The organism is Oceanicola sp. 502str15, assembly GCF_024105635.1.
Classification (GTDB): domain Bacteria; phylum Pseudomonadota; class Alphaproteobacteria; order Rhodobacterales; family Rhodobacteraceae; genus Vannielia.
Map to the genome: position 1 here is coordinate 743,437 of NZ_WYDQ01000001.1, position 19,946 is coordinate 763,382.

Genomic DNA, 19,946 nt, shown 5'->3' on the forward strand with positions numbered 1-19,946 from the left:
CTGCCGCCCGTAACCTTCTGGCATGGATTTTTCGTGGTTGAAACGCTCGATGCCCAAGGGGATCTACGGCCGGGCGGCCCTGATCCTGCTTCTGCCGATCGTGGTGCTCCAAGTCGTGGTCTCGGTGGTGTTCATCCAGCGCCACTTCGAGGATGTGACCCAGCAGATGACCGACTCGCTGCTGCTGGAGCTGCGCTACCTCTCCAACGAGGTGGATGCGGCGCCCGATGCGGCGGCGGCGCTGGCGCAGGTGGCCCCGCTGGCACAGGCGCTGCGGTTGGAGCTCGCCTTGCCCGCCGAGGCGATGCACGGCTTCCGCCGGCCGTTCTACGACGTGTCGGGGGCCACGGTGATCTCGGAGCTTCGGGGCGGGCTCGACGGGGTGGAGGCGGTCGACCTGTCGGAAAACTCGCGGCGGGTGCTGCTGCAGGTCTCCACCCGGCACGGGCCTCTCGGAATCAGCTTCGACCGGCGGCGGGTGAGTGCCTCCAACCCGCACCAGTTCCTTGTGCTGATGGGGTTCGTCGGCGTGGTGATGGCGCTGGTCGCCTTCATCTACCTGCGCAACCAGCTGCGGCCCATCACCCGGCTGGCGGCGGCCTCCGAGGCCTTCGGGCGCGGGCGGATCGAGCCCTACAAGCCCGCGGGCGCGGTCGAGGTGCGCTCGGCGGGCCATGCCTTCCTGGACATGCGGGCCCGGATAGAGCGGCAGACGGCGCAGCGCACCATGCTGCTCTCGGGCGTCAGCCACGACCTGCGCACGCCACTGACCCGGATGAAGCTGGGCCTCTCGCTGGCCGAGGCCGATGGCGCCGAGATCGAGGATCTCGCCCGCGATGTCGGCGAGATGGAGGCCATGCTCGACGGCTTTCTCGCCTTCGTGCGCTCCGAGGCGGGCGAGGCGGCGGAGCCGGTCGATGCGCCGGCACTGGCCGAGCGGGTGGCCGAGAAGGCGCGCCGGGCCGGGGGCGAGGTGGAGGTGGAGCGGCGCGGCGAGGGGGCGGCCGAAATCGCGCTGCGGGTGCTGTCGGTCGAACGCGCGCTCGACAATCTGCTCTCCAACGCAAGGCGCTACGGGGCGAAGGCAAAACTAAGCTTGGACCTCGGCGAGCGGATGGTGCGATTTACCGTTGAGGATGACGGGCCGGGCATTCCGGAGGCGCGGCGCGAAGAGGCGATGCGGGCCTTCACCCGGCTCGACGCGGCGCGCAATCAGGATGCCGGTGGCGGTGTGGGGCTTGGCCTGGCCATCGCTCTCGATGTCGCCCGCAGCCACGGCGGCACCCTGCGGCTGGGCGACAGCGAGGCCCTCGGCGGGCTGAAGGCAGAGCTGGTGCTGGCCCGCTAGCGGCCCAACCACCGGCGCTACGGCGTAGAGAGCTCCTTGCTCATCAGCATGTAGCGTTCCCGAGACTTGAAGCCGGCGCGGGCATAGAGCCGCTGCGCCTTCTCGTCGTCGCGGTCGACTTCCATATGCATCCAGCGCACCCCTGCATCGGCCAGCGCGGGCAGCAGCTTTTGCAGCGCCTCCATGCCGATTCCGCGGCCCCGGACCGAGGGGCGCACCCAGAACTCGTCGATGAAACCGTCGATGCCGCCAAGCTCTATGGCCCAGCCGAAACAGATGCAGATGTAACCGACCGGCGAGCGGCGCGGGCCGATCAGGTAGATCGCGCCGAGCGGGTTGCCCTCCAGCAGCGGCAGCACGGCGGCGGCGCGGTGCTCGTCGGAGAGGGGCAGCTCGTATTCCTCGTGGAAGCGGGCCACCATGGAAAGCACGCGCTCGGCGTCCGCCGGCCCGGCGAGGTGGATCTGCGCGCTCACGGCAGCACCGCCAGCCGCTCGGTGAGCAGGGCAAAGAAGCCCGGGGCGTCGACATCTCCCATGAAGGTGGCATTGGCCGGGCGGTCCGAGACGCCCCACCAGTCGGCCACGGTCATGCCGCGGGTGAGGGGGCTGCGGGTTTCGATCTCGACGTTGATATGCCGCCCGGTGAAGAGGGTGGGGTCGAGCAGGTAGGCGATGGTCGAGGGGTCGTGCAGCGGGGCGCCCTGCGAGCCGTATTTCGCCGTGTCGAAGCGCTCGAAAAAGCCGATCCAGCCCGCGACCACCTCGCCGGTGCGGTTGCCGAGCGCCGCGATGGCCTCGACCCGGGGCGGGGTGACGAGCAGCCTGTGGGTGACGTCGAGCGACATCACGGTGATCGGCGCGCCGCATCCGAACACGATTTCAGCCGCTTCCGGGTCGACGTAGATGTTGAACTCGGCTGCCGGGGTGATGTTGCCCACTTCGAAATAGGCCCCGCCCATCAGCACGATCTCGGCGATCCTCGGCGCGATGTCAGGCGCCTTCTGCAGCGCGGTGGCGATGTTGGTCAGCGGCGCGAGCGGGCAGAGGGTGACGGTGCCCGCCGGCGCGCTGCGCAGGGTGTCGATGATGAAATCGACCGCGTGGGTGTCTTGCAGCGGCAGGGCGGGCTCGGGCAGGTCGTAGCCGTCGAGCCCGGACTGGCCGTGCACATGTTCGGCAGTGGTGAGCGCCTGCTTCATCGGCGCGTCGCAGCCGGCATAGATGGGGATGTCACGGCGCTCTGCGACCTCCACCACCTTGCGGGCATTCAACGAGGTGAGCGAAAGCGGGATGTTGCCGGCCACCGTGGTGATGCCGAGCACCTCGAGCTCGGGCGAGGCGAGGGCGAGCAGAATCGCGACGGCATCATCCTGGCCCGGGTCGGTGTCTATGATGATCTTGCGGGGGGGCATTGGCACTCCTTTGGGGCGGAGAGTGGGGCGCTCGGGCGGGGAAGTCCAGTGCGGGGGCGCGCGCGTGGCGAGCGGGTGGGGGCGCTGCCCCCATACCCCCGGAGATATTTGGACCAAGATGAAGAACAGGGCGGGTCTTCGGCCGCATCCGGGGGTAAAGGAGGGGCGCTTCTGGACGGGTGAGAGGGATGGCATGCGGTTTGTGATGCGGGCAGTGGTTCTGCTGGGGCTGGCGGCGCTGGGGGCGAGTTTTGCCGGGCGCTGGTGGGCCTGGGGGGACAGCCTTGCGGTGGCGCGCAGCTTCGTCGGGTTGGGCGGGCTGGTCTGGCTGGCGCTCTGTGGGGTTGCAGGGGCGCTGACATGGCGCTGGGTCGGGGCGCTCTGGGTGCTGGTGCTGGCCGCGCTTGCGCCGGTGGGCTGGGCCAAGTGGGCGCCCGAACCCGACGGCACGGCGGCGCTGGTGCTCTATCAGAAGAACATGAACTTCCGGATGCCCGATGTGGCCCCGCTCGCCGCGGACATCGGGGAGGTTTCGCCCGATTTCATCACCCTGCAGGAGGTGGATGATGAGAACCGGGCGGTTATGGATGCTGTGGCCCAGGCCTACCCGGGCCAGCATTACTGCGCCTTTTCCGCCGTGGGCGGGCAGGCGGTGCTGGCGAAGTGGCCCGCGCTCGAGACGCGTTGTGGCTACGGTTGGGCGGGCATGCGGGTGGATCGCCCGGGGGGGCCGGTCTGGCTGGTGTCGATGCACCTGCACTGGCCCGCCCCGCACGGCCAGTTCGGCCATCTTGCGCGCGCGCTGCCGGAGCTTGCCGCGCTGGAGGGGCCGGTCTTCATGGGCGGCGATTTCAACATGGTGCCCTGGTCGGGCGCGATGGCCCGGGTGGGCGAGGCCGTGGGCGGCAGGCGCGTGGGCAAGGCGCGACTGTCGATCGAGCAGTTCGGCGGCAAGCTCTGGTTGCCGATCGACCATGTTCTTGCGCCCGAGGGGTGGCGCGGGCGGGTGGTCATCCGGCCCCTGCTCGGGTCGGATCACTTCGGGGTGGTGGCGGAGCTCGTCGCGCCCTGACAGGCAATGTGCCGGGGCGGCGGGCCGCGTTCAGAGGTATTTGCCGGCCTCGCGCCGGGCGAAGGGCTTGAGCCCCTGGCCGGGGCCGTCAAGAAAGGCCGCCGTCCGGGCTGGGTCGTGCTTGGAGAGGTCGCGCAGCCACCATGCGACAGCCTTCTGGATGAACCATTCCGGGTCGCTCACGTAGCTTTCGGCCCAGCCCAAAACCCGCTCGCGCGCGGCGGTTTCACCCGCCTTCGGGTGGCTTTTCTTGGCCAGCGGCAGGGTTGCGACAAGGGCGGCGCGGCGGGTCCAGAGGCTTTCGGATGTGGTCCAGCCTTCGATGGCTTCGATGCGCGAAAGATCGGCGGAGAGGCGCTTCTGACCGGCCGTCATGGCGTGATCGGCAATGGCCCATGAGTCGAGGTCGGGCAGCCAGCTCTGGATAAGCGCCCAGGCTTCGGCATCGGGGCGGATGCGGGCCTGGGTGAGCAGCTTGGCGGCGGCGATACGGGCTTCGAAGATGTCGGTCTGCCAGAGGTCGCTGGCCAGCGTGAGGCGCTCGGGCAGGGTGAGGCTTTGGCGCCAGCCCTGGGTGATATCGTTCAGCGCCGGGTTGGGGATACCTATAACCTCGCGGTTCTGCTTGTGATAGGCAGCCATGCCCTCCGCCCGGCCGGGTTCGGCGAGGGCGCGGAGGGTTGCGAGGGCGTCTTCCAGCGTCATCGGGCGGTGGCTCTATTCCACCGTCACGGACTTGGCGAGATTGCGGGGCTGGTCGACATCGGTGCCCTTGGCAACGGCGGTGTGATAGGCGAGCAGCTGCGCGGGCAGGGCGTAGAGGATCGGGGCGAGGGCCGGGGAGACCTCGGGCAGGATGATCTGGCGCCATGTGCCCTCGGCGGCGGTTTTCGCGCCGCGTGCATCGGTGACGAGCACGACCTTTCCGGCGCGGGCCATGACCTCTTGCATGTTCGACACCGTCTTGTCGAAAAGCCCATCGGAGGGCGCCATGAAAACCACCGGCGTGTGCTTGTCGATCAGGGCGATGGGGCCGTGCTTCAGCTCGCCCGACGCGTAACCTTCGGCGTGGATGTAGCTGATTTCCTTCAGTTTCAGCGCGCCCTCCATGGCCAGCGGGTAGAGCGGGCCGCGCCCGAGGAAGAGGATGTCACGCGCTTCGGCGAGTTGCTTGGCGGTGGCGGCCATTTCGGGCGAGGCGGCCAGCGCGGCGTTGAAGAGGCCGGGGAGGGCCTTGAGATGTGTGAGGTGTTCGCTGGCCTCCTCGGGCGTCAGCGTGCCCCGGTCTAGCCCGGCCTTGAGAGCAAGCAGGAACAGCACGGTAAGCTGGCAGGTGAAGGCCTTGGTGGAGGCCACGCCAATCTCGGCCCCGGCGAGGATGGGCAGAGCGATGTCGGAGGCGCGGGCGATGGAGCTTTCGGGCACGTTAACCACGGAGGCGATCATCGCCTTGTCTTCGCAGTAGCGCAGGGCGGCGAGGGTGTCGGCGGTTTCGCCCGACTGGCTGACAAAGAGGGCGAGCGTGCGGGCCGGGATCGGAGGCTCGCGGTAGCGGAACTCGGAGGCGATATCGACCTCGACGGGCAGGCGGGCGATCTGTTCGAACCAGTATTTGGCCGTCAGGCAGGCGTAGAAGGCGGTGCCGCAGGCGACCATGGTGAGGCGGTCGAACTTGGTGAAGTCGAGGCCCGGCTCGGGCAGCTTGATGCCGGTCTCCGTGAGGTAATACGACAGCGCCTCGCCCAGAACGGTGGGCTGCTCGGCGATTTCCTTGGCCATGAAGTGCTTGTGGCCGCCCTTGTCGATCTGGCTGGCGTCGATGCTGACGGTCTTCACCGGGCGATTGGCGCGGTTGCCCTTTGCGTCCATGATTTCAACGCTTTGGCGGGTGAGCACGCACCAGTCACCATCTTCGAGATAGGTGATCCGGTCGGTCATCGGGGCCAGCGCGATGGCGTCGGAGCCGACGAATACCTCGCCCTCGCCATGGCCGATGGCGAGCGGCGAGCCCTTGCGGGCGGCAATGAGCAGGTTGTCCTCGCCCTCGAAGAGGAAGCAGAGGGCAAAGGCGCCGGTGAGGCGGGCGATGACCTGCTCGCAGGCGTCGCGGGGGGCGAGGCCTTGCTTCAGGTAATGCTCGGTGAGCAGCGCCACCACCTCGGTGTCGGTTTCGGTGACGGTTTTCAGGCCGTGGCCTTCCAGCTCTTCGCGCAGCTCGCGGAAGTTTTCGACGATGCCGTTGTGTACCACGGCAACTGGGCCGCAGCGGTGCGGGTGGGCATTGGTTTCGTTCGCCGCGCCATGGGTGGCCCAGCGGGTGTGGCCGATGCCGGCCTTGCCGGCGAGGGGGGCGTGGACCAACAGGTCGGAGAGGTTCACCAGCTTGCCGACGGCGCGGCGGCGGTCGAGCGCCGCGCCATTGCCCGTGTCGTTCACCGTGGCGATACCGGCGGAGTCATACCCGCGATATTCCAACCTTTTGAGGGCCTCCACCAAAAGGGGGGCCGCTTCGTGATCACCAAGAACGCCAACGATTCCGCACATTTAGCTCTTGTCCTTCACCTTGGCCGCTTTCGCCGCCTTTAACTTTTCGAACATTTTCCGCGCAAGGCCTGGCTTTACCACCTGCTTCGCGCGGCCCAGTGCCAGAGCACCCGCCTCGACATCGGAGGTGATGACGGAGCCCGAGCCGGTCATGGCCTCATCGCCCACGCGCACCGGGGCAACCAGCATGGTGTTGGAGCCGATGAAGGCCCGCGCGCCGATTTCGGTATGATGCTTGAACACGCCATCATAGTTGCAGGTGATCGTGCCCGCGCCGATGTTGGTGGCCTCGCCCACGGTGGCATCCCCGATGTAGCTCAGGTGGTTGACCTTGGCGCCTTCGCCGATCTCGGCGTTCTTCACCTCGCAGAAATTGCCGACTTTCGCGTTGTTGCCCAGTTCCGCGCCGGGGCGCAGTCGGGCATAGGGGCCGACCTGTGCGCCGCTCGACACGTGGCAGCCTTCGAGATGCGAGAAGGCGCGGATCTCGGCGCCGGTTTCGACCGTCACGCCGGGGCCGAACACCACATAGGGTTCGACCGAGGCATCGCGGCCGATCCAGGTGTCCCAGGCGAAATGCACGGTTTCGGGGGCGGTGAGGGTGACGCCATTCTCCAGCGCCTCGGCGCGTTTGCGGGCCTGAAAGGCGGCCTCGGCGGCGGCCAGATCGGCGCGGGAGTTCACGCCCATGGTTTCTTCTTCGGCGCAGCGCACCACGCCGCAGGAGAGGCCGCGCGCGCGGGCGATGGCGACGATGTCGGTGAGGTAGTATTCGCCCGCCGCGTTGTCGTCCGTCACCTCGTCGAGCAGGGTGAACAGCTCGGCGGCATCGGCGCAGATCACGCCGGAATTGCAAAGCCCGATGGCGCGTTGCTCGGCGCTGGCGTCCTTGTATTCCACAATCTCTTCAAGGCTTTCGCCGTTCATGACCAGGCGGCCATACCTCGCCGGATCGGCAGGCTCGAAGCCCAGCACCACCACGCCGTGCGCGGCGCGCGCATCGAGCATCGCGGCAAGGGTCTCGGGGCGGATGAAGGGCGTGTCGCCATAGAGCACGATGGCATCGCCCGTGGCGCCTTCCAGGGCCGCGCGGGCCTGAAGCACCGCGTGGCCGGTGCCCAGCCGGTCTTCCTGAAACACCACCTGCGCGCTGTCGTCGATCTCGGCCACGGCGGCCTCGACGGCCTCGGCGCCATGCCCGGCCACCACCACGACGCGCTCCGGCTCCAGCGCGGCCCCGGCCTGCATGGCATGGGCCAGCAGCGGTGCATGGGCGACGCGGTGCAGCACCTTCGGCATGTCCGATTGCATCCGGGTGCCTTGCCCCGCTGCGAGGATTATCAGGCTGGCTCCCATGGCCCCGTGCCCCTTTTATTCTGCTCTGCTCCGATTTACTTCGGAGATCTTGGCTCCCGTTCTACCTCAGGGGCTGCGAACGGCAAGGGGCGCCATGCTCACTTGTGGTGACGGATTGTAACAGGAGCCGCGCATGAAAACGGTGGTGTTTGACCTTGATGGAACGCTGGCCGACACCAGCAAGGACCTGATCGCGGCGGCCAATGCCTGCTTTGATGCGCGCGGGCTGGGGGTGCTGCTCGACCCGCAGGCCGATGCCCGCTGGGCGTTTCGGGGCGGGCGCAGGATGCTCTCGCTCGGGTTCGAGCGGGCCGGGGTGGGGCCGGAGGCGGAGGCCTGGGTCGAAACGGATTTTGCCACGCTGCTCGCCCATTACGATGCCAACATCCACGTGCATACGGTGCTTTATCCCGGCGCGGTGGAGGCGGTGGAGGCGTTGCGGGGGGCGGGCTATGCGGTGTCGGTCTGCACCAACAAGCCGGGGGCGCAGACCGAGAAGCTGCTGGCGAGCCTCGGGGTGCGCGAGCTTTTCGGCGCGGTGGTCGCGGCCGACACGCTGCCCGTGCGCAAGCCCGATCCGGCGCCCTATTTTGCCGCCGTGGAGCGGGCCGGGGGCACGCGCGGCATCCTGATCGGCGATACCGAGACCGACCGCGAAACCGCCCGCGCCGCGGGCATTCCCTGCGTGCTCGTCACCTTCGGCCCAGACGGGCGCGAGGTCGAGGCGCTGGAGCCCGAGGCGCTGCTCGATCATTTCGATGATCTGCCGGAGCTGGCCACCCGGCTTCTGGCGGATTGACCGGGCAGGCGGGCCAGAGCAAGGTGCGGCCATGACCGAGGTATTCACCGGAAACTTCACCCAGCAGGAGCCGCTGCCGCAGGCCTCGATCGAGGCCGCCATGGCGGTGCTCGGCCACGGGCGGCTGCACCGCTACAACCTCACCCCCGGCGAGGTGGGCGAGGTGGCCCTGCTGGAGCAGGAGTTCGCCGCCTTCACCGGCGCAAGATACTGCCTTGCCACGGCCAGCGGCGGCTCTGCCATCGGCGTGGCGCTCAGGGCCGTGGGCGTTCGCCCCGGCGACCGCGTGCTGACCAATGCCTTCACCCTCGCCCCCGTGCCCGGCGCGATTGCGGCGCTCGGGGCCGAGCCGGTGTTCGTGGAGGTCACGGACGGCCTCGTGATCGACCTCGACGATCTCGCTGCCAAGGCAGGGCAGGCGCGGGTGCTGCTCCTGTCGCACATGCGCGGGCATATCGCCGACATGGACCGGCTGATGGAGATCTGCACCTCCGCCGGCATCACCGTGGTCGAGGATTGCGCCCACACCATGGGCGCCACATGGAACGGGGTGCAGAGCGGGCGGCATGGCGCCGTGGCCTGCTATTCGACCCAGACCTACAAGCACATGAACTCCGGCGAGGGCGGGCTTCTGGTGAGCGACGATGAAGATATCGCCGCCCGAGCCGTTCTGCTTTCGGGCAGCTACATGCTCTACGAGCGCCACACCGCCGCACCCGGCCCCGAGGTCTTTGCCCGCCACCGCATGGACACGCCCAACATCTCGGGACGGATGGACAACCTGCGCGCCGCCATCCTGCGCCCCCAGCTGCGCGAGCTGCCCCGCCAGATTGCCCGCTGGAACGAGCGCTACCGGGTGGTGGAGGAGGGGCTGCGCGGCACCCCGGGGCTGAGCCTTGTCGAACGCCCCGCGAAAGAAAGCTTCGTCGGCTCCTCGATCCAGTTCCTGCTGAAGGGCTGGAGCGGGGCGGCCGTGGGCGAGGTGCTGGAGCGCTGCCTCAAGCGCGGCGTCGAGCTCAAATGGTTCGGCGGCGCCGAGCCCACCGGCTTCACCTCGCGCTACGCCCATTGGCGCTACGCCCCGAGCCCCGAGCTGGCCCGGACTGACGGCGTGCTCTCCGGGCTGATGGACATGCGCCTGCCACTCACCTTCTCCATCGGCGATTGCGAGCAGATCGCCCGCATCATCCGGGCCGAGGTGGGGGCCGTGTTCCAGGCGCGCTAGGCTTTTGTTCCTTCACGTTTCGTGACTGGCTGAAACGTGTTCTCCCTTGAAATAAAAGCGTTTTTCGCGTCTGGGTTGCGTTTTGCCGAGGCGCGGAACCTTTCTGCCCTCCCGCCTGTTGTGGCCCCATACCAGCCGGGCGGCGAGGATCGCTTGCAGAAGACCCGGCGGACCAAAACAGACGAACGGAGACTTTCGATGTTCAAGAAGCTCACCCTCAGTGCCGCTGCCCTCTGCGTTGCGGCCACCCCGATGCTGGCCGCCGAAGCGACGGCCACCACCGATCTCAACTTCCGCGAAGGCCCCGGCCCTGAATTTGCCGTCGTCGGCGTGATCCCCGGCCTCGAGCAGGCCGAAGTCGAAGGCTGCATGGAAGAAGGTGCATGGTGCAAGATCAGCTACAACGGCGAGACCGGCTGGGCGCACCGCAGCTACCTCAGCGGCTCCGCGACCGAAGCCACCAAAGTGACCACCACCCGTACCGTCACCTACACCCGTGAAGGTGGCAACGAAGGTGCAGGCGCCGCTGCCGGTGCCGTGGCCGGTGGCGCCGTGCTCGGTACCATCATCGGCGGCCCCGCTGCCATCGCAGCCGGCGTCGTGCTCGGTGCCAATGCCGGCGGCAACGCCGTGCCCGCCCCCGAAACCCGCACCGTGACCTATGTCACCGAAAACCCGGTGGACCCGATCTACCTCGACGGTGAAGTCGTGCTCGGTGCCGGCATCCCCGAAGACGTCACGATCTACCCCGTTCCGGAAAGCGAATACAGCTACCTGAACGTGAACGGCCAGGACGTGCTGGTGCGTGAAGACCGGACGATCGTCTACATCTACCGCTAAGGCGCGGCAGATCAGGCAGGAAAGGGCGGCCCTCGCGGGTCGCCCTTTTGTTTTGCGGGAACCTCGGGGCCCCTCGCGCAGTTGGGTCTTCAAAGCACACGGGGGCATGTCCTCCGTCGCCCCCGCAACGAGTGAGGACTTTTCCATGAATACCTTTATGACCGGCGCCGTCGCCGCCCTGAGCATCACCGCCTTCGCCCCGGCCATGGCCGCCACCGCAACCGCCACCTCCGATACCGCGCTGCGCGTCGGCCCGGGCATGGACTACGCCGTCATCGGCACCCTGCCAGCCAGCCAGCAGGCCGATGTCGAGGGCTGCATCGCCGCCACCGACTGGTGCCGCCTGCGCGTCGGCTCCCAGACCGGCTGGGCCCACAGCACCCAGCTGAGCGGCAGCCCCCGCATCCTTCGCCCGGTGAGCGCCCCCTCCATCACCGTCACCCCGGATGAAGACACCACCGCCGCCGAACTCGACGCCGCCGTCGTCAGCGGCACGCTGGTCGACGCGCCTCAAGAGGTCGCCCCGCTGGTCGAGATCCCGGAAGACGCCGTGGCCGTCTACATGACCCGCCGCGCCGGCCCCGACACCCCCCGCGATGGCCAGGGCGTTGCGCTGGGCGACAGCGAAGCCGGCGTGAGCGTGCACAGCGTTCCGGGCAGCGACGTCAGCTATCTCACGATCGACGGCAAGACCCGGGTGCTGAAGCCCGGCACCCAGACCACGGTGTTCATCAACCGCTGAACCCCTGTGCACCGGGGCACCGGATTGCGCGAAACCGGCATCGTTACGCAGTGTAACCCACTGAGATGTCAGGCGTCGCACTGGTGCCCCCCCGCAGGTTGGATAGTCTGAAAGCATAACCAGGAAACGAGGCAGTCAGGTCAGGCACAGGAGGAGGGCGCTCAGGCGTCCGAAGCCGGGAGGGGAGCAGTTTGTAAAGCTTGCTCAACGTGAAAGCGACCTGATTCATGATCTCCAAAATCACCTCCGCAGCCCTCATCGCGGGAATCCTCTCCATAAGCCCGGCATTCGCTGACCGGGCCGTCACCTCCACAGGCCTCAACATGCGCGCCGGTCCCGGCACCGGCCAGCCCGTCACCCATGTGCTGCGCGCGCGTCAGGCGGTCGAGGTGCTCGACTGCGCCACGCCGCGCTGGTGCCGGGTGCAGAGCGCCGGCAGACTCGGCTGGGTCAACCGCAAATATCTCCGCGCCGCCCCCAAGGCTCCCCGCAGCACCCTCTCCACCATGTCCGCCAGCAAGGGCACCCATCCCCACGGCGCTCTCTCTCTACCCGCGCCCTGCGCCGAAGCACCGGCCTCACCGTCATCGGCGCAACCGGCACCAGCCGGTCCGACGTGGCCGCCAGCATCCGGGGTGCCGAGATCACCGGGGCGCTCGGCGCAAACAGCTATCGCGTCGACCCGCAGGGCGCCGTCACCGTCTTCATGACCCGCAACGCCAAGGGCCCGGTGCTCTCGCCCGGCACGCTCGATTTCAACCCCCGGTCCCGCGGTGTCATCTTCTACCGCGCCGATGCGGCCAGCCCCAGCTACCTGCTCGTCGATGGTGCACCGCGGGTGCTGGAGCGGGGCAAGCGCTACCGCGTGCTCATCAACTTCTGAGCCCGCCCGCGCGCGCCCTGCCTGCAAGCGCACGTCCCCGCGCCGAGCGGTGGGCCTCCGCCGACCGCTCATTTCTTTTTCAAGGGGCGTTGACCGGCTCGCAATGCTCTTCTACTATTTGAACGCTTGTTCAATAAAGGGAGGAGCAGGCACATGTTTGCAGGACAGTTGAAGTTCGACCTCGGCGACGAAGTGGCGGCGTTGCGCGAAATGGTGCATCGCTTCGCGCAGGAGCGCATCCGCCCCATGGCGGGCGACATCGACGCCCAGAACGCGTTTCCGCCCGCGCTGTGGCGCGAGCTTGGCGATCTCGGCCTTCTCGGCGTGACCGTGCCCGAAGAGTTCGGCGGGGCAGACATGGGCTATCTCGCCCATGCCGTCGCGGTCGAGGAGATCGCCCGCGCCTCGGCCTCGGTCTCGCTCAGCTACGGGGCACATTCCAACCTCTGCGTGAACCAGATCAACCTGAACGGCTCGCCCGAGCAGAAGGCCAGGTACCTGCCTGGCCTCGTGAACGGCACCCAGGTCGGGGCGCTGGCGATGAGCGAGGCAGGGGCAGGCTCCGACGTGGTCTCGATGAAGCTCAAGGCCGAAAAGCGCAACGATCACTACCGCCTCAACGGCAACAAGTACTGGATCACCAACGGCCCCGACGCCGACACGCTGGTGGTCTATGCCAAGACCGACCCGGAGACGGGCTCCAAGGGCATCACCGCCTTCCTGATCGAAAAGACCATGACCGGCTTTTCCACCTCCAAGCATTTCGACAAGCTCGGAATGCGCGGCTCCAACACCGCCGAGCTGGTGTTCGAGGATGTCGAAGTGCCCTTCGAGAACGTGCTGGGCGAGGAGGGCGGGGGCGTGCGCGTGCTGATGAGCGGCCTCGATTACGAGCGCGTGGTGCTGGCCGCCATCGGCCCCGGCATCATCGCCGCATGTCTCGACGAGGTGATGCCCTACATGGCCGAGCGCAAGCAGTTCGGCAAACCCATCGGAAGCTTCCAGCTCATGCAGGGCAAGATCGCCGACATGTACGTGGCCCTGAATTCGTCGCGTGCCTATGTCTACGAGGTCGCCAAGGCCTGCGACCGGGGCGAGGTCACGCGCGCCGATGCGGCGGCCTGCTGCCTCTATGCCTCCGAGCAGGCCATGGTGCAGGCCCATCAGGCGGTGCAGGCCATGGGCGGCGCGGGCTTTCTGGCCGATGCCCCGGTGGCGCGGCTGTTCCGCGATGCCAAGCTGATGGAGATCGGCGCGGGCACCTCCGAGATCCGGCGGATGCTGGTGGGGCGGGAACTGATGGGGGCGATGTGATGCGCGCGCTGATCTTCAACACCACACTCAAGAAGAACCCCGAGGAGAGCCACACCAAGCTGTTGCTGAACGCGGTGGGCAACATCCTTGCGGGCGAGGGGGTTGAGGTGGAACATGTGCACCTGCTCTCTCACGAGGTGCCACCGGGGGTTTACCCGGACATGACCGAGCACGGCTGGGCGCGGGACGACTGGCCGATGCTCTGGGAGAAGGTGAAGGCGGCCAATATCCTCGTGGTCGGCACGCCGCTTTGGCTGGGCGAGGAAAGCTCCGTCTGCCGGGTGCTGATCGAGCGGCTCTACGCCATGTCAGGCGAGCTGAACGACAAGGGCCAGTCGATCTATTACGGCAAGGTCGGGGGCTGCGTGGTGACGGGCAATGAAGACGGCATCAAGCACGCAGCGATGACCGTTGGCTTCGCGCTCAACCACCTCGGGCTGACCATTCCGCCGCAGGCCGATTGCGGCTGGATCGGCGAGGCCGGGCCGGGGCCGAGCTATGGCGACGAGATGGAAGATGGCAGCCGGGCGGGCTTCGACAACGCTTTCACAAGGCGCAACACCACGATCATGGCGTGGAATCTGCTGCATCTGGCGCGGCTGCTGGCGGGCGGTATTCCGAATGCGGGCAACGACCGGCGCGAGCTGGGCGAGGGCGTGGAGATCGACCATGACAACCCGGAGTATCGCTCATGATGATCCGCGCCACGATTGCCTTTGTGCTGCTGTGCGGGCCGCTCTGCGCGCAGGGTATCAAGGAGCCGGGCACATACGAGAAGATCGTGGGCAGATATGATGGCTGCATCCGGAGCGGCGCGGAGGGCTGCGTGGAGGCGGCGCTGGAGAGCTGCGGCCAGGCAGGCGATTACGAAGGGTGCATGCGGTTTCTGGCGCAGAGTTTTCAGGCGCGGATCAGCCTCGCGGTCGGCCAGCGCTGCATGGCGGATCTGGCGGCGGAGGCCTGCACTGCGCGGGCCTATGGAGAGGCGCTTGACGGGGCGCGGGGCGAGTGAAGCGTGATGCGTGAGAAAGGAAAACCGATGCGATACCTCATGAGGCTGGCAGGTCTGGCGGCGGCGGTTGCGATGATGCTGGCGGCGCCGCCTGCCATGGCGCAGGAACTCTCTTTCGATCCGCTTCTGATCGAGGAGTGCGAGGAAGGCCGCCCCGAACTGGCCGAGCGCGCGCAATGCATCGGCACGGCGGCCAATGCCTGCATGGAAAACACCGAGGGCGGCGGCTCGACCATGGGCATGAACGGCTGCCTCGAGGCCGAGTGGCAATACTGGGACGGCCGACTTAACGCCCATTACCGCGAAGCCATGGCACGGGCGAAGGCCTTCGATGCCGACATGGCCACCGCCGAAAACGGTCTGCTCTCCACCGCCGACACCCTGCGCGACATGCAGCGCGCCTGGATCGCCTTCCGCGATGCCAAATGCGACTTCATCCGCGCGCAATGGACCGGCGGCACAGGGCAGGGGCCTGCCATGCTCTCCTGCCTGATGGACGAGACCGGGCGGCAGGCACTCTGGCTGCAACTGCACGGAAACAACCTGTGAGCGGCACCGGTGATCTCCCCGACCGCGACCGCCGTATGGAGGCGGCGCTGACGGCCGCCATGGCCGAGCAAAAGAAATACGAGGACAAGCGCTACTCCCGCCTCGGGCGCGGGGCCGAGAAGGCCACCGCCCCGCTCGGCGGGCTGCTGCGCCGGGTGGTGCCCTCGGGCGTGCTGCGCCGCGCCCTCGTTCTGGCCGATCGCGGCGCCGGGCTGACCCTGCCCGCCGTCTCCCACGACACCGACGACCTCGCCGCCTGCGACGCCGCCGCGCTGCGGGTGCAGGGCTGGTCGGCAGGCACCGGCGCCGCCTCGGGCGGGGCCGCGGGCTGGTTCGGCGGCCTCGGCATGACCCTCGACATCCCCGCCACCATCAGCCTCGCCGCCCGCACCGTGCGCGCCACCGGCGCGTCCTACGGCTTTGTGGGGGAGGGCGAGGAGGAGCTGGTGTTCCGCCTCATGGTGCTCGAACTCGCCACGGTGCGCGGGCTCGAGGGGCGCAAGGAAAGCCTCGGCAAGGTCAACCAGCTTGCCCGCGAACTGCAAAGCCCCGAGGTGCGCTACGTGCTCGAGAAGGGCGCCGACTGGGTGGTCGACAAGGTGGTCGACCGCGTCGCCCGCGGCCTCGGCACCGACCTCCTCAAGCGCAAGGCGGCCCAGGTGGTGCCGCTCGCAGGCGCCGCCATCGGCGCCGGGGTCAACGCCAGCTTTCAGACCGACGTTTCACGGGCGGCCCGCTACGGCTTTCGCCTGCGCTGGCTGATGCACCGCCAGCTCCTGCCCGCTCCAGAGGAAAACGCATGAAGATCACATCCCAGCTCTCCGCGAAGTCGGAGGATTTCACCGCCAACCGCGCCGCATCCGAGGCCGCCCTTGCCCGCGCCCGCGCGGCGGCGGAGGCGGCGGCTCTGGGCGGGGGCGAAAAGTCCCGCGCCCGCCACACCGGCCGGGGCAAGATGCTGCCCCGCGACCGGGTGGCCGGGCTGCTCGACCCGGGCAGCCCCTTCCTCGAGGTCGGCGCCACGGCGGCCCATGGCATGTACGAGGGCGCCGCGCCCGCGGCCGGCATGATCGCCGGGGTCGGCCGGGTGAAGGGCCGCGAGGTCATGGTGCTGGCCAATGACGCCACGGTGAAGGGCGGCACCTACTATCCGATGTCGGTCAAGAAGCACCTGCGCGCACAGGAGATCGCCGAGGCCTGCCGCTTGCCCTGCATTTACCTCGTCGACAGCGGCGGCGCGAACCTGCCCAACCAGGACGAGGTCTTTCCCGACCGCGACCACTTCGGCCGGATCTTCTACAACCAGGCGCAGATGAGCGCCAAGGGCATCGCCCAGATCGCGGTGGTGATGGGCTCCTGCACGGCAGGCGGGGCCTATGTGCCGGCCATGTCGGATGTGTCGATCATCGTGAAGGAGCAGGGCACCATCTTCCTTGCCGGCCCGCCGCTGGTGAAGGCGGCAACGGGCGAGGTGGTGAGTGCCGAGGAGCTCGGCGGCGGCGATGTGCACACCCGCCTCTCGGGCGTGGCCGACATGCTGGCCGAGGATGACGCCCACGCGCTGGCCCTGGCGCGCCAGGCGGTCGGCTCGCTCGAAGGCTACAGCGGTGCCGGGGCGGCCTCCGCCCTCCAGCCACCCGAAGCCCCGCTCTACGACCCCGAGGAAATCCTCGGCATCGTCCCGGCAGACCCGCGCCAGCCCTGGGACATCCGCGAGGTCATCGCCCGCGTGGTAGACGGCTCCCGCTTCGACGAGTTCAAACCCCGCTATGGCGAAACCCTTGTCTGCGGCTTTGCCCATGTCGAGGGCATGCCCTGCGGCGTCATCGCCAACAACGGCGTGCTGTTTTCCGAGAGCGCGGTGAAGGGCGCCCATTTCGTCGAGCTCTGCTCCCAGCGCCGGATTCCGCTGGTCTTCCTGCAGAACATCACCGGCTTCATGGTCGGCCGGAAATACGAGAACGAGGGCATCGCCCGCCACGGCGCCAAGCTGGTCACCGCCGTCGCCACCACCGCGGTGCCCAAGATCACCCTCCTCGTCGGCGGCTCCTTCGGGGCGGGCAACTACGGCATGGCCGGGCGCGCCTATTCGCCCCGCTTCCTGTGGACATGGCCCACCTCGCGCATCTCCGTCATGGGCGGGGCGCAGGCCGCCGGGGTGCTCGCCACCGTCAAGCGCGACGCCATCGAACGCGGCGGCGGCAGCTGGAGCGAGGAGGAGGAGGCCGCCTTCAAGCAGCCCGTCCTCGACCAGTTCGAGGTGCAGTCAGACCCGCTCTACGCCTCCGCCCGGCTCTGGGATGATGGCATCATCGACCCGCGCAAGAGCCGCGATGTGCTGGCGCTCTCCCTCCGGGCAGCGCTAAACGCCCCCATCGAAGAGACGCGCTTTGGCGTCTTCCGCATGTGAGGAGCGCGTGATGAAGGGAATGCCGCAAGAAGGCCGTTTCGTGCAGGGACGGGTCGATCCGGTCAGCGGGCAGCGCTGGGTGCATGTCAGCCGCCAGATGGCGCTGGGCCACCCCAAGGGACGGCTGGGGCTGGCGCTCTATGCCGTGGTGCTGGCCTTCGCCGCGCTCGGGGCCTTCCGCCTCGCGCTCTGGAGCCAGCTCGGCGGGCTCTGGTATCTCGTCGAGGCGCTGCTGGCGCTGCTGGCGGGCCTGGCCCAGTTCTTCCGCCTGCCGCCCGGGGCCTGGCTGGGGCTGACGGTCTGCGCGCTGGTGCTGGTCGATTTCGCCAAGGGCAACATGGTGGTCTGGTCGCTGGCCGAGGCGGTGGTGGCCGTGGTGGTCGGCTTCTACCTGCTCACCGGCGAACGGGTGAACCTGATCTATCGCCACCGCTACCTGGCAGAAGACGAGGAAGACGCAGATGTTTGACAAGATCCTGATCGCCAACCGGGGCGAGATCGCCTGCCGCGTGATCGACACCTGCCGCAGGCTCGGGGTGAAAACCGTCGCGGTCTACTCTCAGGCCGATGCCGATGCCCGCCATGTGGCCATGGCCGACGAGGCGGTGCTGATCGGCCCCGCGGCCTCGTCGCTGAGCTATCTCGACATCGCCAAGGTGGTGCAGGCCGCGCAGGACACCGGCGCACAGGCAGTGCACCCGGGCTACGGCTTCCTGAGCGAAAACCCCGACTTCGTGGAGGCGCTCGACAAGGCCGGCGTCACCTTCATCGGGCCGAGCGCGCAGGCAATCCGCGCGATGGGCCTGAAGGACGCCGCCAAGGCCCGGATGGTGAAGGCAGGCGTGCCGGTCGTGCCCGGCTACCACGGCGAAAGCCAGGACCCCGGCAAGCTCGAGGCCGAGGCCGCCCAGATCGGCTACCCGGTCCTGATCAAGGCGGTGGCGGGCGGCGGCGGGCGCGGCATGCGTCTGGTCGAAGCACCGCGCGACTTCGAGGAAGCGCTGGAATCCGCCCGCATCGAGGCGCTGGGCGCCTTCGGCAACGGCGACGTGCTGATCGAGAAATATATCCAGCACCCGCGCCACATCGAGGTGCAGGTCTTCGGCGACGGCACCCGCGCGGTGCATCTCTTCGAGCGCGACTGCTCGCTGCAACGCCGCCACCAGAAGGTGATCGAGGAGGCCCCCGCGCCGGGCATGACCGCGGAGGTCCGCGCCGCCATGGGCGAGGCGGCGGTCAAGGCCGCCGAGGCCATCGGCTACAAGGGCGCAGGCACGGTCGAGTTCATCGTCGACGGGGCAGGCGGGCTCCGGCCCGATGGCTTCTGGTTCATGGAAATGAACACCCGCCTTCAGGTCGAACATCCCGTCAGCGAAGAGATCACCGGCATCGACCTCGTGGAATGGCAGCTCCGCGTGGCCTCGGGCGAGCCTCTGCCCGCGCAGCAAAACGACCTGCGCATCACCGGCCACGCCATGGAGGCCCGCCTCTACGCCGAGGATGTGCCCGCAGGCTTCCTGCCCGCCACCGGGCGGCTCGAACGGCTCGTCTTCGGGCCGGGCCGGGTCGATACCGGGGTGCGCGAGGGCGACACCATCAGCCCCCATTACGACCCGATGATCGCCAAGCTCACCTGCCATGGCGCCACCCGCGCCGAGGCCCGCGCCGCGCTGGCCGAGGGGCTGGCCGCAACGCAGGTGGCCGGGGTCGTCACCAACCTCGGCTTCCTCGGGCGCCTGATCGACCATGCCGCCTTCCGCTCCGGCGATGTCGAGACCGGCCTGATCGCACGCGACCTCGAAGCCCTCACCGCGCCCTGCGAAACGCCCGAGCTTCTCGCGCTCGCCGCCCTCGCCGCGCTGGGCCTGAACGCGCCCGCGCCGGGCGAGGGCTTCGCGCTCTGGGAACCGCTCGGCTGGCCGGTCGCGCTGCTGCGGGGCGAGGCGCGCATCGAGGGCCGGGTCTCGGCGCTCGGGGGCGGGGCCTATCGCGTCGAGATCGGCGGCGCCGACCTGCGGGCCGAGCGCGCGGCCTCCGGCTGGCGCGTCGAGGGCCGCAGCATGACGGCCGGGGCCGAGCTGATCGCGGGCCGCGTGCACCTCTTCGGCGCCGAGCCGATGGTCTTCGATCTGCCCGATCCGCTGGCGGCAGGCGCCGAGGCGGCAGGCGAGGGGGCCCTGCTGGCGCCCATGCCCGGCGTGGTGCGCTCGCTCCACGTCCGCAAGGGCGAGACCGTCCGGGCGGGCGATCGGCTCGCCGTGATGGAGGCCATGAAGATGGAGCACGTCATGCGCGCCCCCCACGACGGTGTGGTGGCCGAGCTTGGCGTGGCGGCAGGCGACCAGCTCGAAGCCGGAGCGCTGATCGTGCGGATCGAGGCCGAGGCATGATGGCCTCGCGCCCAGCCCCCCGCGCGGCAGGCGGCAGCCTCCGCCACC

General features: G+C 68.7%; 21 protein-coding genes. 16 read left to right on the forward strand and 5 right to left on the reverse strand.

Annotated features, from left to right (window positions below):
- The first annotated feature begins 22 nt into the window (after positions 1–22).
- Positions 23–1,348 carry an ATP-binding protein gene (locus GTH22_RS03505; protein ID WP_252943218.1) on the forward strand — a complete coding sequence of 442 codons (1,326 nt, stop codon included), beginning with the start codon at positions 23–25 and terminating at the stop codon, positions 1,346–1,348.
- Between the two features lie 17 nt (positions 1,349–1,365).
- Here the strand turns inward: GTH22_RS03505 and GTH22_RS03510 are convergent, their stop codons facing one another.
- Both GTH22_RS03510 and GTH22_RS03515 read right to left on the reverse strand, forming a co-directional pair.
- Entirely contained in the window at positions 1,366–1,824 is a 459-nt protein-coding gene (locus tag GTH22_RS03510) for a GNAT family N-acetyltransferase (RefSeq protein ID WP_252943220.1), read from the reverse strand.
- The gene (locus GTH22_RS03515; protein WP_252943222.1) at positions 1,821–2,762 is read right to left on the reverse strand and encodes a nucleoside hydrolase; all 942 of its coding nucleotides are present in this window, start codon (positions 2,760–2,762) and stop codon (positions 1,821–1,823) included. Before GTH22_RS03515 ends, GTH22_RS03510 begins: the two co-directional genes overlap by 4 nt.
- 193 nt (positions 2,763–2,955) lie before the next feature.
- Here GTH22_RS03515 and GTH22_RS03520 point away from each other — a divergent pair, with 193 nt between their 5' ends.
- Complete coding sequence (locus GTH22_RS03520) at positions 2,956–3,834, forward strand: endonuclease/exonuclease/phosphatase family protein (RefSeq protein WP_252943224.1); 879 nt, start codon at positions 2,956–2,958, stop codon at positions 3,832–3,834.
- 30 nt (positions 3,835–3,864) lie between these two features.
- On the opposite strand, the gene GTH22_RS03525 is transcribed toward GTH22_RS03520, so the two are convergent.
- From GTH22_RS03525 to glmU, 3 genes are read right to left on the reverse strand one after another with little or no spacing between them, the layout of a single operon-like run.
- On the reverse strand, positions 3,865–4,539 hold the full coding sequence (locus GTH22_RS03525; protein WP_252943226.1) for a DNA alkylation repair protein: 675 nt from the start codon (positions 4,537–4,539) through the stop codon (positions 3,865–3,867).
- 12 nt (positions 4,540–4,551) lie between these two features.
- Complete coding sequence (glmS, locus tag GTH22_RS03530; protein ID WP_252943227.1) at positions 4,552–6,378, reverse strand: glutamine--fructose-6-phosphate transaminase (isomerizing); 1,827 nt, start codon at positions 6,376–6,378, stop codon at positions 4,552–4,554.
- Complete coding sequence (gene glmU / locus GTH22_RS03535) at positions 6,379–7,734, reverse strand: bifunctional UDP-N-acetylglucosamine diphosphorylase/glucosamine-1-phosphate N-acetyltransferase GlmU (protein ID WP_252943229.1); 1,356 nt, start codon at positions 7,732–7,734, stop codon at positions 6,379–6,381.
- A 133-nt stretch (positions 7,735–7,867) separates the two neighbouring features.
- Between glmU and GTH22_RS03540 the strand changes: the two genes are divergently transcribed.
- From GTH22_RS03540 to GTH22_RS03600, 14 genes are all read left to right on the forward strand, one after another.
- Entirely contained in the window at positions 7,868–8,533 is a 666-nt protein-coding gene (locus GTH22_RS03540; protein WP_252943231.1) for an HAD-IA family hydrolase, read from the forward strand.
- Positions 8,534–8,564: 31 nt separating this feature from the next.
- Positions 8,565–9,758, forward strand: a complete 1,194-nt coding sequence (locus GTH22_RS03545; RefSeq protein WP_252943233.1) for a DegT/DnrJ/EryC1/StrS aminotransferase family protein — start codon at positions 8,565–8,567, stop codon at positions 9,756–9,758.
- A 198-nt stretch (positions 9,759–9,956) separates the two neighbouring features.
- The gene (locus GTH22_RS03550) at positions 9,957–10,598 is read left to right on the forward strand and encodes an SH3 domain-containing protein (RefSeq protein WP_252943236.1); all 642 of its coding nucleotides are present in this window, start codon (positions 9,957–9,959) and stop codon (positions 10,596–10,598) included.
- A 145-nt stretch (positions 10,599–10,743) separates the two neighbouring features.
- Complete coding sequence (locus GTH22_RS03555; protein WP_252943237.1) at positions 10,744–11,340, forward strand: SH3 domain-containing protein; 597 nt, start codon at positions 10,744–10,746, stop codon at positions 11,338–11,340.
- 323 nt (positions 11,341–11,663) lie between these two features.
- Entirely contained in the window at positions 11,664–12,050 is a 387-nt protein-coding gene (locus tag GTH22_RS22235) for an SH3 domain-containing protein (RefSeq protein ID WP_371928381.1), read from the forward strand.
- The gene (locus GTH22_RS03560; RefSeq protein WP_252943239.1) at positions 11,957–12,223 is read left to right on the forward strand and encodes a hypothetical protein; all 267 of its coding nucleotides are present in this window, start codon (positions 11,957–11,959) and stop codon (positions 12,221–12,223) included. The genes GTH22_RS22235 and GTH22_RS03560 overlap by 94 nt, the downstream gene beginning before the upstream one ends.
- Before the next feature lie 153 nt (positions 12,224–12,376).
- Positions 12,377–13,537, forward strand: coding sequence for an acyl-CoA dehydrogenase family protein (locus tag GTH22_RS03565; protein ID WP_252943241.1), 1,161 nt, complete (start codon positions 12,377–12,379; stop codon positions 13,535–13,537).
- On the forward strand, positions 13,537–14,232 hold the full coding sequence (locus GTH22_RS03570; protein WP_252943243.1) for a flavodoxin family protein: 696 nt from the start codon (positions 13,537–13,539) through the stop codon (positions 14,230–14,232). The genes GTH22_RS03565 and GTH22_RS03570 overlap by 1 nt, the downstream gene beginning before the upstream one ends.
- Positions 14,229–14,549: a hypothetical protein gene (locus GTH22_RS03575; protein WP_252943245.1), complete on the forward strand. Its 321-nt coding sequence runs from the start codon at positions 14,229–14,231 to the stop codon at positions 14,547–14,549. Before GTH22_RS03570 ends, GTH22_RS03575 begins: the two co-directional genes overlap by 4 nt.
- Positions 14,550–14,576: 27 nt before the next feature.
- Complete coding sequence (locus GTH22_RS03580; protein ID WP_252943246.1) at positions 14,577–15,098, forward strand: lysozyme inhibitor LprI family protein; 522 nt, start codon at positions 14,577–14,579, stop codon at positions 15,096–15,098.
- A complete protein-coding gene (locus GTH22_RS03585) occupies positions 15,095–15,901 on the forward strand; it encodes an EcsC family protein (RefSeq protein WP_252943248.1) in 807 nt (268 codons plus the stop codon). The genes GTH22_RS03580 and GTH22_RS03585 overlap by 4 nt, the downstream gene beginning before the upstream one ends.
- Positions 15,898–17,508, forward strand: coding sequence for a carboxyl transferase domain-containing protein (locus GTH22_RS03590; RefSeq protein ID WP_252943249.1), 1,611 nt, complete (start codon positions 15,898–15,900; stop codon positions 17,506–17,508). The genes GTH22_RS03585 and GTH22_RS03590 overlap by 4 nt, the downstream gene beginning before the upstream one ends.
- A gap of 10 nt (positions 17,509–17,518) precedes the next feature.
- Positions 17,519–17,977, forward strand: a complete 459-nt coding sequence (locus tag GTH22_RS03595) for a hypothetical protein (protein WP_252943251.1) — start codon at positions 17,519–17,521, stop codon at positions 17,975–17,977.
- Positions 17,970–19,898 carry an acetyl/propionyl/methylcrotonyl-CoA carboxylase subunit alpha gene (locus GTH22_RS03600; RefSeq protein WP_252943253.1) on the forward strand — a complete coding sequence of 643 codons (1,929 nt, stop codon included), beginning with the start codon at positions 17,970–17,972 and terminating at the stop codon, positions 19,896–19,898. Before GTH22_RS03595 ends, GTH22_RS03600 begins: the two co-directional genes overlap by 8 nt.
- Positions 19,899–19,946 lie beyond the last annotated feature (48 nt).

What these genes read in the sequence shown, in the direction of transcription:
- GTH22_RS03575 (WP_252943245.1), top strand. Translation starts at nt 14,229, where the DNA reads ATGATGATCCGCGCCACGATTGCCTTTGTGCTGCTGTGCGGGCCGCTC.
- glmU (WP_252943229.1), bottom strand. Translation starts at nt 7,734, where the DNA reads ATGGGAGCCAGCCTGATAATCCTCGCAGCGGGGCAAGGCACCCGGATG.
- GTH22_RS03545 (WP_252943233.1), top strand. Translation starts at nt 8,565, where the DNA reads ATGACCGAGGTATTCACCGGAAACTTCACCCAGCAGGAGCCGCTGCCG.
- GTH22_RS22235 (WP_371928381.1), top strand. Translation starts at nt 11,664, where the DNA reads ATGCGCGCCGGTCCCGGCACCGGCCAGCCCGTCACCCATGTGCTGCGC.
- glmS (WP_252943227.1), bottom strand. Translation starts at nt 6,378, where the DNA reads ATGTGCGGAATCGTTGGCGTTCTTGGTGATCACGAAGCGGCCCCCCTT.
- GTH22_RS03580 (WP_252943246.1), top strand. Translation starts at nt 14,577, where the DNA reads ATGCGATACCTCATGAGGCTGGCAGGTCTGGCGGCGGCGGTTGCGATG.
- GTH22_RS03555 (WP_252943237.1), top strand. Translation starts at nt 10,744, where the DNA reads ATGAATACCTTTATGACCGGCGCCGTCGCCGCCCTGAGCATCACCGCC.
- GTH22_RS03540 (WP_252943231.1), top strand. Translation starts at nt 7,868, where the DNA reads ATGAAAACGGTGGTGTTTGACCTTGATGGAACGCTGGCCGACACCAGC.
- GTH22_RS03570 (WP_252943243.1), top strand. Translation starts at nt 13,537, where the DNA reads ATGCGCGCGCTGATCTTCAACACCACACTCAAGAAGAACCCCGAGGAG.
- GTH22_RS03515 (WP_252943222.1), bottom strand. Translation starts at nt 2,762, where the DNA reads ATGCCCCCCCGCAAGATCATCATAGACACCGACCCGGGCCAGGATGAT.
- GTH22_RS03565 (WP_252943241.1), top strand. Translation starts at nt 12,377, where the DNA reads ATGTTTGCAGGACAGTTGAAGTTCGACCTCGGCGACGAAGTGGCGGCG.
- GTH22_RS03595 (WP_252943251.1), top strand. Translation starts at nt 17,519, where the DNA reads ATGAAGGGAATGCCGCAAGAAGGCCGTTTCGTGCAGGGACGGGTCGAT.
- GTH22_RS03520 (WP_252943224.1), top strand. Translation starts at nt 2,956, where the DNA reads ATGCGGTTTGTGATGCGGGCAGTGGTTCTGCTGGGGCTGGCGGCGCTG.
- GTH22_RS03550 (WP_252943236.1), top strand. Translation starts at nt 9,957, where the DNA reads ATGTTCAAGAAGCTCACCCTCAGTGCCGCTGCCCTCTGCGTTGCGGCC.
- GTH22_RS03525 (WP_252943226.1), bottom strand. Translation starts at nt 4,539, where the DNA reads ATGACGCTGGAAGACGCCCTCGCAACCCTCCGCGCCCTCGCCGAACCC.
- GTH22_RS03505 (WP_252943218.1), top strand. Translation starts at nt 23, where the DNA reads ATGGATTTTTCGTGGTTGAAACGCTCGATGCCCAAGGGGATCTACGGC.
- GTH22_RS03600 (WP_252943253.1), top strand. Translation starts at nt 17,970, where the DNA reads ATGTTTGACAAGATCCTGATCGCCAACCGGGGCGAGATCGCCTGCCGC.
- GTH22_RS03590 (WP_252943249.1), top strand. Translation starts at nt 15,898, where the DNA reads ATGAAGATCACATCCCAGCTCTCCGCGAAGTCGGAGGATTTCACCGCC.